Here is a 15,939-nt window from a genome sequence, read left to right on the forward strand (position 1 = left end):
TTAATGGCAAGCAGGGCGCGAATCGCCATCGGCCGCTGCAGGGGATCAGGACCCATGGCCTCAGCTCTCTGGTCGCGCTGACATCGATGGGATCCCAGTGAGAGCCCCTTGAGTGGGGAACAGCAGAAGCAACGATGGGCCACGCCAAAGGCCGCTTCGAGGCCTGCCCCGCCGTTCTCTGCCTTCCCTGTCAGCCCCTGCAGCCGACAGGACTGGTGCGGCCGGGTTTCCCACGGAAGCGGCCGCTGGTCTCTGCTGTTGGCCTTTGTTTTTGGCCCAGTCGATCCAACAAGCTCGACTAGCGTGGTGGGGCTCGCAATGACGCCTCCCATTTGACGACCGTAAGCGTCATCACGCCGACCAGGCTTTTGCCCGATCGCCTGTCGATGTTGAGCGATTTAAATCGTAGCCTTACTCAAAATAGCTGCAAGATAGAACATGTGATTGTCGTTGATGGCAACGGCATCGAATCGCTGCCTGCGGATCTTGCGGCTAACGCCACCGTGATCGCTTCCGCTCGGCCCATTGGTCAGGCCGCAGCGCGCAATCTTGGTCTGCTTGTGGCACGGGGTGAGTGGATCACCAGCGCCGACGATGACGACTGGCTCTATCCCCGCTCCATCGACCAACGCCTGGCGGCGATTGATGACCAGGCCGGGGCCCTGTGGGCAGCCGGCTATTGCACCGACGACCTCAAGAACGATCCGGCCATCGTCGCCGCAGGCCCCTGCCTGGCGGGTGATGTCTGGCGGGCGTGGCCATCTCCCCATGACAGCATTCCCCTGGGTCCAACCACCCTGCTGGTGGAGGCTGCCTTGCTCAAGCGGGTCGGCGGCTGGATGGGGCTACCTCAAGGTGAAGACCTGGGCATGATGATCGCCGTCACCAGCACGGCGCCGGGGGTGTTGATTGCTGATTATGTGTATCACATCCGCCTCCATGTTGGCCAGATGACCAAGGCAGCATGGTTCGACGATTTGGAACTCCTGTCGCGTCGATCTGCCTGGGAACGTGGTCAGTCCATTCTCTCCCAGCAGCAGCCTGCCAGTGCATCGGTGCCTCTGATCCGCCAACGGATGGCCACCCTCTGAGCTCGCCTGACGTGGCTGCCGAGCCTGGCTCAGGCCTGGGAGGGATGCTCGGCGAGCCACGTCGTCAGGTCAGCGAGCGGCATAGGCCGGGCAATGGCGTACCCCTGCACGTAGTCGGCGCCGGCGTCGCGAGCGAGGGCCCGATGTTCGTCGTCCTCGGCTCCTTCAACGACGACCTTCGCACCGATCACATGGGAGATCTCAACGGCTGAGCGGATGAGGGCAGCTCGTGTTTCGGATCCCTGTTGTCGGCTCAGGAACGATCGGTCCAGCTTGATGTAGGCGGGGGTGAGTGCTTGCAGGAGTCCGAAGTTCGAGTAGCCGGATCCGTAGTCATCGATGCACGCTTCCACTCCAAGCGCCACGAGGCTATCCAGCTGCTCCAGGGCTTGGCTGCGGCCGGGGAGGAAGACGGATTCAACGATCTCCACGACAAGGCCACCGAGGCCGTCCGGTGCGTCGATCGCGGTGAGGTTGTTCAAGGTGTTCCTGTCCTCGAGCTGCGTGACGGACACGTTGAAGGCGATGCGTAAGTCGTCGTAGCGCGTGGCCTGGATGATCGGTAGATCGTTGCGCAGCAACTCCAGGGTCAGCAGGCCCAGGGCGCGGATCTGGCCACTCTGCTCGCAGAAGTCGATGAACTCGCAGGCTGGAACGAGTTGGCCGTCGCGGCGCCAGCGCACGAGGGCTTCCACGCCCCACACGTCGTTCGTCGTCGCGTGGACGATGGGCTGATAATGCAGTTCGAAATTGCGACTGTCGATCGCCGCGCTGATGTCCAGGCGCATCCGTCGCCGCTCAGCGGCCGCGTTGTTCATCGACGGGGTGAAGTAGGCAGCACCGTCCCCCAGGCGTTTCTTGACCTCGTACATGGCCGCATCCGCCGCCCCGAGCAGGTCATCCGGCGATTGGGCATCCCCGGGGAACAGCGCCACCCCGATGCTTCCTGAGATCTTCGCCTCCCGCCCATCCACCTCGACAGGCTGGCGAAGGATGGCCAGCAGCCGATCCAGCACGGCGTCGAGCTCGGCGGGGCTCTTGTAGTCGGCGATGATCACGCCGATCTCGTCGCCGCCGAGTCGCCCCACCACGTCTGTGGAACGCACGACCTCCAGCACCCGCGCACTCGCGGTACGCAGCGTCACGTCGCCAGCGTCGTGCCCGTGCTCGTCGTTCACCTCCTTGAAGCGGTCCAGGTCGATCCAGGCGAGGGCGAGTTGCGACCCGGCGCGGGACGCTCGAGCGATCTCGTTCGCCAGGGCCTCCGAGAAGTTCTTCCGGTTCAGGAGCCCGGTGAGCGAGTCAAACGCCGTCTCTTCAAGGAGTTCGGACTTGACTTGCAGCTCGGCCAGAGCCGCCTCGGCGGTGGCCCTCAAGCTGTCCAGCTCCGTCACATCCGTCAGGGTGATGATGGCGCCCAGAGGGAGTCCCTCGGAGTCCCTGTACGGGAGGACCTGAACCAGGTAGCAAACCTCGTTGTCTCGAGCCTGGATGGTGAGTCGCTGACCGCCGCCGACGACGTCGCGCAGGGCTGCCTCCAGGCCAGGAATCGGCAGCGTCGTTCGTGCGGACAGCACGGGAAGCCCGACATCAGCGTCCACGAGGCCGAAGACCCGAACGGCCAGCGGGGTGAAACGCATGATGCGCAGGTCCTGGTCCACGATGACCATGCCTTGGTTGACCGAGGCCTCGACGTTCGAGAGGTGGGAGTTCAGGTTCTGCAGGAGGTCACCGCGCTGAAACGACTCCTGATTGAGAACGGCGAGTTCCTCATTCGTGGCTTGGAGCTCCTCGTTCGATGCCTGCAGTTCCTCGTTCGACGCCTGCAGTTCTTCCGACGCCGCCTGCAGTTCCTCCGACGCCGCCTCGAGTTCCTCGTTGACCGATTGGAGCTCGGCCAACGACCGGCGAAGGGTGTCCTGGCTGACGAGTACTTCCTGCTCGAGGCGCTTCAGTTCGCGGTCGAACGAGGCGCTGCGATCAGACGGTGTCGGTGAGCCGACACTCAGGCCGCTGTCTGGGATGAAGGCGAGCACCGTGAGCGATTCCTCGCCCACCTGGATCGGTTTGGCCGCGATGTGGAACGGGTGAGCGATGCCCTCGATGGACAGTGACTGCCCGCTGACGGGTTCGTTGTTCCCACGGCAAAGGAGAAGCAGCGCACGCGCCTCGTCCCGCAGCTCTTCCCGCAGGAAGGACGAAATCGATGCTGCCAGAGTCCCTTCGGGAACCCGGCAGTAGGAGGAGACGTCACCGACCACGCGGACCGGCCGTTGCCGGTCGTCCAGGACCACATAGGCGTCGCCGCTGAAACGCACGAGCTGTTCGAGCAGGGCGATCAGCTCCACATCCCGCTCGGGCTCCAGGGTCCGCGGACGATGGGCGGGTCGTTTCTGCCGGGCGGCGTCGGCGAAGAACGGGGGTGGAACGTGTTCGTAGGAGGGCAGGGATTCACCCGAGTGCCGGAAGATGCGGCTGCCTGCATCGACAACGGTGAAGCCCTCGCAATGACGACCGAGGCCCTCGCTCTCGCCGAGGAAGAGGAGCCCCCCCGACCGGAGCGCGAAGTCGAACCGGCGGATCACACGCCGCTGCAGCGGTGACGTGAAGTAGATGAGGGTGTTGCGGCACGAGATCACGTCCAGGCGAGGGAACGGCGGATCGGTGCCCACGTTGTGCAGGGCGAAGACGGCACACTCGCGCAGCACGTCGGCAACCTGGAAGCTGTCGCCACCTTGCCTGGTGTAGGCCGTCCGCAGCGGTTCCGGGATCTGCGACAGAGCCGAGGCGGGGTAGATGGCGCGCCGGGCCAAGGCCAGGGACGCATCATCCAGGTCGGTGCCGAAGATCTTCAATCTCCGGGCGAGGTCGGCCGGCCGGCCCATGAGATCGCCCACGATCATGGCGATCGAGTACACCTCCTCACCCGTGGCGCAGCCGGGCACCCACACGCGCAGAACCTCGTCAGCGCCAGGACGGGCCAGGTAAGTGCCAAGCACGTCGCGAAGCACCTTGAAGGCCTCCGGATCCCGGAAGAACGAGGTGACCGACACCAAGAGGTATTGCTTGAGCGCCTGCGCCTCATCGGGTTCAGCAGCCAGCAACGCCACGTAGTCGCTGATGACGTCGATCTGCCGAACCGCCATCCGCCGCTGCACCTGCCGTTTGAGCGTGGATGCCTTGTACTCAGCGAAGTCGACTCCGATCGACCGCCTCAGCTGCGCCACCACCTGGGGGATGACGCCTTCCTCGACCTGAGGCAGATCCGCCTCCCCATCGCCCACGGAGGTCGGGATCTCGGCCAGTCTGGGGCCGAGCTCTGCCGCATCGGCCACCACGTCAGGCTTGCCCAGGGCGAGTGCGGCGCGAGGCATCCCGTCGAAGCGGGCCGACTCCGGCGTCTGCACCATCGTCAGACCGCCTGCAGCCCGGATGGCACGCAGGCCACGGGCGCCGTCCGATCCCGTCCCCGACAGGACGATGCCCACGGCGCGTGCCCCCCAGCTCTGCGCGAGTGACTCGAACAACAGGTCGATGCTGGGGCTGGGACCCACCCGCTCCGCAGCCTCCACAAGAGCGAGCCGATCGCCGACGAGGGTCAGATCATGGTCGGGCGGCACCACGGTCACGGTGTTTGGACGGAGCGGACTCCCGTCAACAGCCTCCTCAACGTCGAACGGTGTCGAACGGGACAACAGTTCGACGAGCAACGTGGGGTGATCCGGTGCCAGATGCTGGGCCACGAGGATCGTGGAACCATCAGGCGTCAATGAGCCGAGGAACTCCTGCAGGGCTTCCAGCCCACCGGCCGAAGCCCCCACACCCACCACCCGCGATACGGCGCTCAACGTCGAGCCAGAGCCCTGGTCGTCTGCGGTGGCGCTGTTCAACGACCGGCTCTCCTCATTGGCCTGCTCGAACGCTACGTGGCCCTTGCCGCTTCCATCGCCCTTAGACCGAATTTCAATAGAGCTGCCGCAACTGACAAGTCAGCTGTTTTGGCAGCCCCACTTGGTCTTGTGTCTCACCAGGTTCGTCGGCGGCGCAGCTCGATGAGCCGCTGCAGCGCCCGCTCGACCAACAGGGGAATGCCCTTGGATCGCCACCAGGCGACATCCACCGATCCGCCGGACATCCCGCCATGGTCGAGGTGGGGCCGGTGCACGACCCGCTTGTCGGTCTGATCGATGTCCACGTCGGCCACGCGGCGCAGGGCGTCGACGTAGGCCGCACGGATCGCCTCGCGATTGTTCGGTGTGGGCATGGCTCCGACGAGCTCACGCATGGCCCTCCAGGCGTGCCCATCACCGCGCAGGCCCCACTGCCGGTGGTTGACGTCGAACCCGTCACCGAGCAGTCCGTCGCCGGGGTCGTCGGTTCGGTGTCCACAGGTGGGGCAGCGCCAGACCCCCGCCACTCCGTCCACAGGCTCCAGCGGCGCACCATCGGCAGCACACACCTCCCCGACCAAAAGCCTGGACATCAGCCCTCCTCTGTGTCCAGAAGGCGGATGCGGTAGGCCATTGGGTTGGCTCCTTGGCTGACCCACTCTGGCCGGCATCAAACCGCCAACGCCATCCCCTGCAGCCACCCCGCCGGGATCTCCCGCTCCAGCCGCCAGCGGATCGCCATCGGCCGTTCGCCTGCATGGCTCTCGTAGTTCACGAAGCCCAGACACCGGAACGGCTCGGTGACCGTGCCCTGCCCGCGGTGCTCGCGCACGAACAGCAGCACCCGCGAGCCTCGCGCCTCGTGGTGGATGTAGCGCTGGCCGGTTAGGGAGGCGGCGGTGGTGGTGCTCTGGCTCTCCCAGTGGAACAGCGCGGGGCCCAGGGCCAGGTCGCGGTAGCGGGTGGTGGGGGAGAAGAGCGACTCGCTCTTGTTGAGGGTCACAAACAGCAGATCGGTCTGGCTGGGTTCGTGCCAGAGCACGCCTTCGCGGTGGATCCAGGGGGCGTCATCGCGCAGGATGCCGAAGGCCGCTTCGATCTCGGCGCGGCTGTAGCGGCCGTGGACGCGCAGGGGCACCGGCAGCGCCCAGGGCAGTGGGTGGACCCGGTGATCGGCGGCTTCGGCCAACAGCTCCAGCAGCTGGCGCAGTTCCTCGCGCCAGGCGTCCGCCTGCCAGAGCAGGGCCAGGGCCTCGGGCAAGGGACGCCAGCGGCGGCCGGTGCCGCACAGCTGCACGGCGAGCATCAGCCACTGGCGCCGCTCGCGCTCGCCCAGGCCGGCGGGGTTGGGTGGTGCGGCGGCCTGGAGCGCTGCGGCCAGCCAGCGCAGGCGATCGGGATCGTCGAGGTGGAGCAGGCCGGCGGCGATGGCGCGCGTGAGCCGCTCCTCCTCGAGGTGGGGAGCACCTGGGAGCCAGCCGAGTTCGCGCCGCAGGGCGGTGAAGCCGGCGCCACGCACCCCGTAGAACTCGGCCGGCTCCATGCCCAGCGCCTCGAGCCAGGCCGCCAGGCCGGAGGCGGGGCCGATCACCCCCTCGGCGGCCAGGGCCCGCAGTTCCTCCAGCAACTGGGGGCGGCGGCTGGGCAGGCTCTGGCGCAGGTTCGTGAGCACCCGATCCGACGCCACCCGATCGAGCACCAGCCGGCAGCCGGGTGGCAGAAACGGGAAGCCCTGTTGCAGCTGGGTTTCCAGCTGGCGGCGGCTGCCCCCCAGCAGGGCGCGGTAGCGCAGATCGAAGCGGAAGCGGCGGTGCTGCTGGCCGATGAAATCGAGCACCGTGAGGCAGCTCTTGCCGGTTTCAGGGGAGAGACGCAGACCCCGGCCCAGCTGCTGCAGAAACACCACGGCGCTCTCGGTGGGACGCAGCAACAGCACGGTGTCGATAGCGGGGATGTCGAGGCCCTCGTTGAACAGGTCCACCGCGAAGAGGATCTGCAGCTCGCCGGTCTGGAGGCGCCGCAGGGAATCGCGGCGCTGATCAGCTGGGCTGCTCGCATCGAGGGCTTCGGCTTTCAGCCCACGGGCGCGGAAGCGCTCGGCCATGAAGCGGGCATGCTCCACGCTCACGCAGAAGCCCAGGGCGCGCATGCGGGCCGGATCGGCGAGCGTCTTGTCGAGCTCGCTGAGGATCAGATCCACCCGCCGGTGATCGCCTGTGTAAAGGGTGCTGAGCTCGGCCGGCACGTAGCCACCGCGGCGCCATTCCAGGGCGGAGAGGTCGGTGGCGTCGGCCACGGCGAAGTAGTGGAAGGGGCTGAGCAGGCCCTGGTCGAGGGCGCTCCACAGGCGCAGCTCGGCGGCGATGCGACCGTCGAACCAGTGGAGGATGTCGAGCCCGTCGGCCCGCTCGGGGGTGGCGGTGAGGCCGAGCAGGAGCTTGGGGGTCAGGTGATCGAGCCAGCGCCGGTAGCTGGATGCGGCGGCGTGGTGGAACTCATCCACGATCACCACGTCGAACAGATCGGGTCGGATCGCCGCGGTGTCCTGCTGGCTGAGCGACTGCACGGAGGCGAACACATGGCGCCACTGGCTGGGCCGCTCGCCATCCACCCACAGCTCCCCGAAGGAGGGATCGCGCAGCACCTGGCGGAAGGTCTGCTGGGCCTGCTGCAGGATCTCCTTGCGGTGGGCGATCAGCAGCAGCGGCGGCGGATCGGGCGATGGGAACTGCTCGGGGAAGTCGGCATGGAGCCGGGCCACATCGAAGGCGGCGAGCACGGTCTTGCCGGTGCCGGTGGCGGCCACCACGAGGTTGTGCCAACGCTGGTGCAGCCCACGCTCCGCCGCCAGCTGATCGAGCATCTCGCGCTGGTAGGCGTAGGGGCGCAGGTCGAACCACACCGGTGTCGTGCTGCCGCCGGCAGCTGGATCGTCGCCACGGGCGAGGGCGAGCTGGTGGTCGATGCGGGCCTGCTGCTCGGCGGTGGCGGCATAGGGCTCGAATTCGCCCTCCTCCCAGTAGGCGTCAAACGTGTCCTGAAACTTGCGCAGCATCGCCGGGGTTTCCAGGGCCGCCAGGCGCACGTTCCACTCCAAGCCGTCGAGCAGGGCGGCACTGGAGAGGTTGGAGGAGCCGATGTAGGCGGTACTGGTGCCGCTGGCGCGGTGAAACAGCCAGGCTTTGGCGTGTAGGCGCGTGCGGCGCGTGTCGGTGCTGACGCGCACCTGGGCCCGATGCTTCACCAGCCAGTCGAGCGCTTTGCGATCGGTGGCGCCCATGTACACGGTGGTGAGGACCCGCAGGGGCCGACCAGCTCTTAGATGGGTGCTCAGCTGCTCCTGCAGCAGACGGAGCCCGCTCCACTTGATGAAGGCGCAGAGCAGGTCGATGCGATCGGCTGAGGGGCATTCCGCCTGCAGGGCCAGGCCGACGCTCGGCTCACTGGGGGCATTGATCAGCAGGGTGCCATCGGCCAGGGGGATCAGGGGCCTGGTGATGGGGGGTTGGTCTGGGAGCAGGGGAGCCGTGCGCAGTTCCTGCAGGAGCTGCGCACTGGGGTGCAGTTGGTCGCCGGGGTGGATCGCGGTGGGTACCTTCTGGTGCAGCAGGGCCACGATCTGATTCACCAGGGCCAGCTGGTGTTGCTGTCGCTGGGCTTCTGGCAGGGAGGCCAGGGCTGTTTCGCTGAGCTGGCGCAGGTAGCGGGCCAGGCGCTGAGGGGCTTCGGCAGGGTCGAGGGGCTCGAGGTGGTGGAGTGAGGCCGGATGGGACGCGAGGGCCTGGTGCTTCGCCGCGCTGAGGAGGTGGTCGTAGAGCCCGGCGGGGAGGTCCTGCGGGGGCATGAATTGGCTACCCGTTACAAGGACTGCCTCAGTACTAGCAAAGGCCTCGGAGTGAATACCACCTTGCTCTACACCCATACCCCTAATTGGGAACGCCCCAGGGTCCGCGGCCCAGCGGATAGTCAGTAGCAGAGTGAACAGATGGTTCACGGACGCGAGAACCACGGCTATCTTGGGCAAGAATTCCGCGAGACCCTTGTTTTTATAAGGACTTTCAGCGGGCTTCCTAGTGGAGCTGGCAGTGGTTCTCGGAATGTGATGCCAGCTTGGCTCTTTTTTGCGGAACCGCCCAATAAAGAGTTAGGCCGCACAAGCTGACGTGACGCAGTTCCCCCACCCCTCAATACTCATTCGCGCTTCCTACAGTTTAGGTACACCTTCAAGAATTTTTCGGAAGCGCGCGGTGTTGTTACCAGCAGGTTTGTCGAATTACGTATGAAGACCATCGGGACAGTGCTATTTCTTACATTTCTTGCTTTGCTTTTGCTCGCCAGTAAGCTCTCCGAAAGCGGCTTTGCATTGGGAGGACACTGTGATCTTGGTTTCGGCAAAAGTCTTCGTGATGTTCAAGAGAAAGCAATCCGCAGATACTTCATCGAGAAATTACCCAAAGCAATTGATCTGGAAAGTGTGACCTGCGGACAACTCTTTGATTCTAAACTCGTGGCTACGTTTCGTATATCCAAAGACGAGGCTAAACAGTTGGTCGCAGAACTAGAAGCAACATTCGACTCATCACAGAATCATCCTACTTTTCCTGATTCATGGAAACGTCGAAAGATGATCGGTAGACCCGAAATAATTACTTACATCTATCATCTTCCAGGGACATCAAATATTGATGAGCGAATTGTGAGTGTTTCATTTCCCGAAGACGCAAGCAATGTTTCCACGGTGGTATTCCAAGGCACCAAGTTCTAATTCAGAGTGCCAAGAAACTAATCCGCGCCAGATGGAGGAAACTTTTTCGCTAGATCAAGCAGTATTCTGCGTAGTGCGGCCTAACCCCTCGCTCAAGCTGACCCGCTACGGCATGCAGCGTAAACCTGGTGTGCGGCGCCTTCGTCACCTTCGCACGCCAAGCCTTCACTGTATGCCTCCGTGGGCAGCTTAGCTCGAACGTTAGTACAACAAGTGATTTCCCTCAAATCTTGCTTGCAAGAGTTCCAGTCTGTTCATGAGCTTTTGGAGCTTCTGCTCCTTCCTTTTCTTGGCACTGGGCGGACCGTCAAAATGGCTCATTTCATTGCCCAGGAGATAGTCGACAAAGTCTTTGGGCTCGCAAGGCCTTGAGCCCATCCACTTGTGGAAGTTTCGATGAATATTGCTGCTGATGGCAATCAAGTTCTCTTCATAAGCCGCTAGATCTGGCCTTGAACCTGCATCGAACAGGTGATGCACTTCTAGTTCAACTGGATTCTGATCGGAGGAGGATGGTTTGTGGCCAGAGACCGCGCAACCTGATCCGTCTTTACGCAGCGCCCTCTGGCGGACTTTCTCCTTCGCTGCCTTCACCCTTGCTTCGTGGCTTTCCAGCAGCTTTCGCTGGACCTCGAAGCACTCCTCCGCCACATCGGCAACGGCTTTGACCCATGCCTTCCGTGCCTTGGTGATCCTGCCTTTGTCCCTCATCGTCTTGGCTAGGCGCACGATGCCGCGCTGGCTCCAATGACGCTGTTCTTTGCCCTCAAAGCTGTCGAAGTGAACGCCAATCTCTAATCCCTCGGCCCCTTCTAGGCCAGAACTTTCTTCTTGGATCCTCGTGATTGTGCCAGCCATGCCTTTGCCATTCGTGCCGAGCACTCTGACGACAGAGCGCTGTTCAAGAAAAATTAGATCTCCTCGGATCTGGATCGTGCTTCGGTCTTGGGTAACTTGGATGATTCTGCGTTTGACGAGTGTGCGGGTCACTCTCGCGCGATGGTGAGTGAAGAACTCATGAATCTTGGCCAAGATGCTCCCGCCCTCCTTCTCCTCCAAATACTTTGCAAGTGCCATCACGCCTTCTTCGTAAAAGCGCCGGCTCCGAGCCTGGCCTGGTTCGTACTCAAAGAATTCTCCTTCTATGAGCTCCCATTCATCATCTGAATGGGCATCAAAAAACTCGCAAATGCTATTGAGCTTCTTGGGGGTTATTCCAAGAATTCTGGCAGTCTCCTGAAAAGAAAAAGCGTCGCGTGACCGTTTGGATGTCGTCGTCATCGGATTGCTTAGAGGAAGGCAAGAAGGGAGTCACGCATTTTTTGGAGCCGTTCCATGACGCGAGGGTCGCCGCCTACATCGGGATGGTGTTCCTTGGCAAGCCTGCGGAAAGCCTCTTTAATGTCTTCGGCAGTCGCTGTTGACGGGTCAAGAGAGAAGACATGCCAAGGTCTGAAGTTCTCTAAAACATCGATGCCATTGATTGACGTCTTGCCAGTTTTGGCGCGCTCGCTGTGGGGAACACCAACCCACTCCCGATAGAGCTTGAGCCAATCAGCCTTTGTTTTCAGATCAAATGTGCGGCCCGCCATCGCCATGGTGAACTCACTTGATTTGCGAAGCTCAGTGGCGTTCTTGGTGCCAAACACCTTGCATACTGCCGTTTTGAGCTCTGACAGTGTGAGAGCGGGCTCGGGGAACGGCTTCCCGTTGATGAACTCTGCGAAAGCTAAAAGGCTTTCGGCATCAGGAGTCCCATCTGAGAGGATCTCTTCGATCTTTGCTAGGACCGTTGGTCGATCGAGCTTCTTGCGCGTCGGCGTCTTGGTGGCCACGGCTCAGTACGGCTGTTTTCCCTTGATAACCCCCCGAACCCCTCCGCGGGGAGAATTGTCATCACCTGTTCGACGAGGGATCAGATGCCAGTGCGCATGAAACACCGTCTGTCCAGCCGCCTCGCCTGAATTCAGCCCCACGTTCCAGCCGCTGATCGTGGCGTCCTGGGCGCTGAGATGCTCCTGCCTCCGCTTCAGCAGTTCCACTACCGCGTTCCACTCTGGCTGGTGCAGCCCCATGCCGTCCGCCACGTGCCGCCGGGGGATCACCAGGCTGTGCCCCGTGCTCACCGGGTAGGCGTCGGCGATGCAGACCGCCAGCTCGTTCTCCAACAGCACTCGCCCGCTGCCCTCTAGCGCGCAGAACACACATCCCTCTTCCCGCCGCCCATAACTGGCCTGAACACCCCGGAAGTCGGTGCGGTCGGTGTCGCGCTTGCCGGCGTTGCAGCGGAAGCAGAGCGCCTGCAGGTTGCTGATGTCGTCCGATCCCCCTTGGTTTTTGGGGATGATGTGATCCACCTCCAGGGCCCGCTGGTGCTCGTGCGCGCCGCAGCACTCGCAGCGGCCACGAGCCCTTGTGAGCACCCGGTATTTCACGGAACCGCTGATCGGGTTGCGGTGGCGGGAGCGATGGGCAAACACCTCCTCACCCCGTTGCTCGCGAAACCCGTCCAGGCGCTGGCGACACAGCTGCAGCAGTGCGTCGCGCTCGCTGTCGCTCAGCTCTTCTGCTCCGATCAGCGTGTAGAGCCCATCGCCATAGCTGGTGATGCCGTTGCCGGTGAGGACGCGGCCCACCATCCGCTTCACCCGCTCGGTGTAGTACTCGACCTGGGTCACGTCTTCGCCCAGGATCCGCCGGGCGATGTCCTGAGCTGGGGCCGGACTGCTGCGGCCCAGCAGTTCCATCAGCATCAGGGGTTGGTAGATGTGGCTCATCCGCATCCGCTCGGCGATGTAGTGCCGGAGGCGCTGGTAGGCCTGGGAGTGGTCCGTCATGCCCCCATGTCCGCGCCGGATGCCTGATTCAGCCAGTTGTCTAGCTCGGGATCACAGGCCAATGACGTGCCCCCCTTCAATGGTCTGGAGCCCTGATCTCGCCGTTCTCCCTGGATCGCCTCTGCCTCATCAGGCGTCTCCCGTCAGGGCGGGGCGCTCGCTATCCGACAACGTTCACGGTGTTGCCGTAGCGCCCCAACTGGCGGTCCGCTGTCAGCAGCAGCATGGGTTCCGTCCTGCTCTGGCACACCAGCAGCCGATCAAAGGGATCGCGATGGTCGCCATCGGCCTCCAGCTCCGCCAACGCCAGCAGATGGGCGTTGCGAATCGGCAACCAGCGAAAACCCTGCAGCGGCACCTGGCGCTCCAACTCAGGAAGATCCACTTGCAAGCGGCCGATCGACACCTTGATCGCCATCTCCCAGAGCGAGGCCTGGCTCACGAACACCTCTGCCTCCGGAGCCCGCACGCGCTCCACCACAGGCTTCGGCAGCCGCGGATCGTCATTCAGCCACCACAGAACCAGGTGGGTGTCGAGCAGCAGCCGCGTCACTGCAGCGCTTCGAACAGGTGATCCAGTGGTGCATCGAAGTCAGCCCCGAGCTGGATCTGGCCGCGCATCGCTCCGGGCGCTGCCACAGGCTGGGCTTGAGCCTGCCAGCTCACCAGCCGTGCAATCGGTACGCCGGCCCGGGCGATCACCACCTCCTCTCCCTGCTCCACCACCTGCAGCAACTGGGAGAGCTGGGTCTTGGCCTGGTGGATGTTCACCGGCTCCATCATGGATTGCGCTGAACTAAGTCTTAGTCTAGTCCGTCCATCTCGGGTGCGACGTCCATGGCGATGCAGAAGGGCACCCGTCGCCATCCCCTGGGGCGCCCCCTCCTCGCGTGCGTCGCTTGTACCAACACTGATCGATGGTCTTCGCCTAGGGGTTGTCACCATGTCTGCCATCGGTACGTGAGCTCCTGAGCGCTCAGCCCGGCTCTCCCTGCGCGCCACGCCGGAACAGGTAGCCGTGCTGCGCCGTGCCGCCGAGGTAATCCACAAGTCGCTCACCGGCTTCATCCTCGACAGCACCGACCTTGCTGCCAGCAGACGCTGCTGGTCAGCGCCTGTCTCTCCAGGTCCTTAGGCCGCCTTGGAGCCTGCCTACGCTGAAAAACCAGCCGGCGTAGCGTCGGCCTCTTGGCGACAGCCCCGCTCTGGCATGACCTACTGCATCGGCTACTGGCTGGAAAAGGGCCTGGTGCTGGCCTCCGATTCCCGCACCAACGCCGGGGTGGATTACATCTCCACCTACAGCAAGATGACGGTGCTCCAGCCTGCCCCGGATCGGCTGTTCGTGATCCTGGCGGCCGGCAGCCTCGCCACCACCCAGGCGGTGATCAGCGCCATCCGCCGCGACCTCGACCGCCCCGCCGACCTGGCGGCAGGCGCCGGCCAGGACCTGCGCCACTGCGACTACCTCTTTGAAGCGGCGGCCTACGTGGGCCGCCTCAGCGTGGCGGTGCAGAAGCAGCACGAGGAGGCCCTTAGCCAGTCGGGCGCCAGCGGCGCGGCCACCTTCCTGCTGGGTGGGCAGATCGGCAACGAACCCCATGGGCTCTACCTGATCTATCCCCAGGGCAACGCGATCATGGCCACGCCGGAAACGCCCTACCTGCAGATCGGCGAGAGCAAATACGGCAAGCCCCCGCTCGACAACATCGGCCACACCAACCTCTCCCTGGAGGACGCAGCCCGCCTTTGCCTCATCTCCGAGGTGCTCACCCAGCGCTCCAACCTCTCCGTGGGGCCCCCGTTCGACCTGGTGGTGATCGAAGCCGGCCGCAAGACCATCACCCACCAGCTCAAGCTGGAGGCGGGTGATCCCAGCCTCGACGCGATGATCCACACCTGGAGCCAGGCCCAGCGCGAAGCCCTGCACCGCCTGCCGCGCCTCCCCTGGGAACCGGACGGCAGCGGCAGTGGCACCTGATCCAGGCGGCATGTCATGACGGTCGAGGCCTCCCTGCTGGCCTGGATCGGCAACCGCGGCCGCCGCTGCAGCGTCGGTGAGGCGGCGGCCGGCACTGGCCTGGCGCTGCAGGAGGTGGAGCAGGGCCTGATGGCCCTGGCGGCGGAAGCGCCCGGGCGGCTGCAGGTGGCCGACGACGGCACCGTGCTGTTCGTGTTCCCTCCAGCCCTGCGGGCGCGGCTGCTGGCCCGCAGCGGTCGCCGGCGCCTGCAGGCCCTCGTGCAGGCAGTGCTGCGCCTCGCGGCCCGGGTGATCCGGCTCAGCTTCGGGGTGGTGCTGGTGGTGGTCACCACCCTGGTGGTGCTCTGCCTGCTGGTGCTCCTGATCTGGCGGCTGCTCAGCAGCGACAAGGGCGGTGATCTGGCGGCGGGGCTGCTGCAGGTGATTGCCCAGGTGCCCGCCACCATCCTCGATCTGCTGGTGTCCGGCATCGGTGCCCTGGCCCAGGAGGGCAGCGCCTCCGCCACGCGCCAGCACCTGTGGAGTCTCCTCTGGGACCTGCCCGGAGAGGGGGCCGAACCCGATTCGCTCGGCTTCCTCAGTGCCGTGTTCTCGATCCTGTTCGGCGATGGCGATCCCAATGCCCGCCTCGAACCGCTGCGCTGGCGTCGCATCGCCGCCTTCCTGCGCCTGCACGGCGGCGTGGTGATCGCCGAAGACCTCGCCCCCCTGCTCGACCTGCCCGACTGCCCCTCCGATCCCGACCGCCGCCGCGACCTGGCCGATGCCGCCATGTTGCCGGTGCTGCTGCGCTTCGACGGTCGCCCCGATGTGAGCGAGCACGGCGACCTGATCCATCGCTTCCCGGCCCTCCCCAGCAGCGACGCCGGCGCGGTGGTGCCGGCGGGGCCCGTGCCCGCCGCGCCGGTGCCGCCCCTGCGTGAGCGGGCCCATCGCTTCAGCCAGGCCGGCGTTGAGCAGCGGGTGGCCTATGGCATCGGCGTGGGGGCCCTGCTGGTGCTCTCGCCCTATCTGCTGGCGATCACACCCGCCTGGCTGCCGCCCGTGGCCTGGCTGGCGCGCTTCGCCATCGGCTACGCCCTGTTGTTGCTGCTGGTGCCCCTGCTGCGCCTGCCGTTCCTGCACGGTCGTAACCGGGCCATCGCCCTCCGCAATGGCCGCCGCCGGGCCTGGGCCCGGGCGGCCCGCCATGGCGGAGCGCGGCTGAACCGGCGCCGTGAGGCCGCCCGCCAGCTCCGGGCCGCCGAACCCCACAAGCCCGCGTCGCGTGTGATCTACGACAGCGGCCGCGATCTGCTTGAGCAGACTTTGGACAGCCTGGATGCCGCTCCGGAATCTCCGCCCCCCGTCGATCCACCCCCGGGCGCTTGAGCGC

At 64.7% G+C, this 15,939-nt stretch carries 13 protein-coding genes; 5 read left to right on the forward strand and 8 right to left on the reverse strand.

The genetic code is table 11. From position 1 onward, the window contains the following. Nucleotides 1-332 precede the first annotated feature (332 nt). The gene (locus tag ACLV7J_RS02020; protein WP_411867443.1) at nt 333-1,091 is read left to right on the forward strand and encodes a glycosyltransferase family 2 protein; all 759 of its coding nucleotides are present in this window, start codon (nt 333-335) and stop codon (nt 1,089-1,091) included. A gap of 29 nt (nt 1,092-1,120) precedes the next feature. Here ACLV7J_RS02020 and ACLV7J_RS02025 read toward each other — a convergent pair whose 3' ends face one another. From ACLV7J_RS02025 to ACLV7J_RS02035, 3 genes are all read right to left on the reverse strand, one after another. After that, nucleotides 1,121-4,981: an EAL domain-containing protein gene (locus ACLV7J_RS02025; RefSeq protein ID WP_411867444.1), complete on the reverse strand. Its 3,861-nt coding sequence runs from the start codon at nt 4,979-4,981 to the stop codon at nt 1,121-1,123. 134 nt (nt 4,982-5,115) lie between these two features. Then, a complete protein-coding gene (locus ACLV7J_RS02030; RefSeq protein ID WP_411867445.1) occupies nt 5,116-5,376 on the reverse strand; it encodes a hypothetical protein in 261 nt (86 codons plus the stop codon). Nucleotides 5,377-5,651: 275 nt separating this feature from the next. Next, nucleotides 5,652-8,825: a DUF3427 domain-containing protein gene (locus tag ACLV7J_RS02035; protein ID WP_411867446.1), complete on the reverse strand. Its 3,174-nt coding sequence runs from the start codon at nt 8,823-8,825 to the stop codon at nt 5,652-5,654. 435 nt (nt 8,826-9,260) lie between these two features. On the opposite strand from ACLV7J_RS02035, the gene ACLV7J_RS02040 reads away from it, so the two are divergent. Then, nucleotides 9,261-9,746: a hypothetical protein gene (locus ACLV7J_RS02040; RefSeq protein ID WP_411867447.1), complete on the forward strand. Its 486-nt coding sequence runs from the start codon at nt 9,261-9,263 to the stop codon at nt 9,744-9,746. Nucleotides 9,747-9,947: 201 nt separating this feature from the next. On the opposite strand, the gene ACLV7J_RS02045 is transcribed toward ACLV7J_RS02040, so the two are convergent. From ACLV7J_RS02045 to ACLV7J_RS02065, 5 genes are all read right to left on the reverse strand, one after another. After that, complete coding sequence (locus ACLV7J_RS02045; protein ID WP_411867448.1) at nt 9,948-11,027, reverse strand: hypothetical protein; 1,080 nt, start codon at nt 11,025-11,027, stop codon at nt 9,948-9,950. 8 nt (nt 11,028-11,035) lie between these two features. Beyond that, nucleotides 11,036-11,581, reverse strand: a complete 546-nt coding sequence (locus tag ACLV7J_RS02050; protein WP_411867449.1) for a DnaJ domain-containing protein — start codon at nt 11,579-11,581, stop codon at nt 11,036-11,038. Between the two features lie 3 nt (nt 11,582-11,584). Continuing rightward, on the reverse strand, nt 11,585-12,583 hold the full coding sequence (locus tag ACLV7J_RS02055; protein ID WP_411867450.1) for an HIT domain-containing protein: 999 nt from the start codon (nt 12,581-12,583) through the stop codon (nt 11,585-11,587). Nucleotides 12,584-12,743: 160 nt separating this feature from the next. After that, nucleotides 12,744-13,136 (reverse strand): type II toxin-antitoxin system VapC family toxin, encoded by a 393-nt coding sequence (locus ACLV7J_RS02060; RefSeq protein ID WP_411867451.1) that lies wholly within the window; start codon nt 13,134-13,136, stop codon nt 12,744-12,746. Then, nucleotides 13,133-13,366, reverse strand: coding sequence for a type II toxin-antitoxin system Phd/YefM family antitoxin (locus ACLV7J_RS02065; RefSeq protein ID WP_411867452.1), 234 nt, complete (start codon nt 13,364-13,366; stop codon nt 13,133-13,135). Before ACLV7J_RS02065 ends, ACLV7J_RS02060 begins: the two co-directional genes overlap by 4 nt. A 208-nt stretch (nt 13,367-13,574) precedes the next feature. Here ACLV7J_RS02065 and ACLV7J_RS02070 point away from each other — a divergent pair, with 208 nt between their 5' ends. The 3 genes from ACLV7J_RS02070 to ACLV7J_RS02080 all read left to right on the forward strand — a co-directional run bounded on the left by ACLV7J_RS02070 (nt 13,575) and on the right by ACLV7J_RS02080 (nt 15,935). Continuing rightward, entirely contained in the window at nt 13,575-13,718 is a 144-nt protein-coding gene (locus ACLV7J_RS02070) for a DUF1778 domain-containing protein (protein ID WP_411867584.1), read from the forward strand. A 75-nt stretch (nt 13,719-13,793) separates the two neighbouring features. Further along, nucleotides 13,794-14,564 (forward strand): 20S proteasome subunit A/B, encoded by a 771-nt coding sequence (locus ACLV7J_RS02075; RefSeq protein ID WP_411867453.1) that lies wholly within the window; start codon nt 13,794-13,796, stop codon nt 14,562-14,564. 15 nt (nt 14,565-14,579) lie between these two features. Continuing rightward, on the forward strand, nt 14,580-15,935 hold the full coding sequence (locus ACLV7J_RS02080) for a hypothetical protein (RefSeq protein ID WP_411867454.1): 1,356 nt from the start codon (nt 14,580-14,582) through the stop codon (nt 15,933-15,935). Nucleotides 15,936-15,939 lie beyond the last annotated feature (4 nt).

Source organism: Vulcanococcus limneticus LL (assembly GCF_943369875.1).
Lineage (GTDB): Bacteria > Cyanobacteriota > Cyanobacteriia > PCC-6307 > Cyanobiaceae > Vulcanococcus > Vulcanococcus limneticus_A.